Annotated in this window: 1 protein-coding gene; it reads left to right on the top strand. The window is 71.3% G+C overall.

Features of this window, described 5'->3' with window-relative positions; genetic code table 11:
* On the top strand, positions 1 to 200 hold a 200-nt coding region (locus tag ACPYOG_RS21090), incomplete at its 5' end, for a hypothetical protein (protein WP_481295986.1).
* Positions 201 to 230 lie beyond the last annotated feature (30 nt).

Here is a 230-nt window from a genome sequence, read left to right as displayed (position 1 = left end):
CCCCCCCCCCCCCCCCCCCCCCCCCCCCCCCCCCCCCCCCCCCCCCCCCCCCCCAAAAACACCACCCCCCCCCCCAGATTAGCGAGTGTCTCGTGGGCTCGGAGATGTGTATAAGAGACAGCCGCCAGGAGGATCGTGACGACGGAGGAGAGGGTGCGCGACGGTCGCCGCACCGGTACTCGCTCGTCGAACAGGCGTGATTTCGTGTGGCGCATGGTCCCCTCCAGAAC

The sequence above is a fragment of the Leifsonia sp. HAY1-4F genome (genome assembly GCF_056755275.1).
Note: the sequence above shows the minus strand (reverse complement) of the source record. Positions and strands in the feature narration are given on the sequence as shown.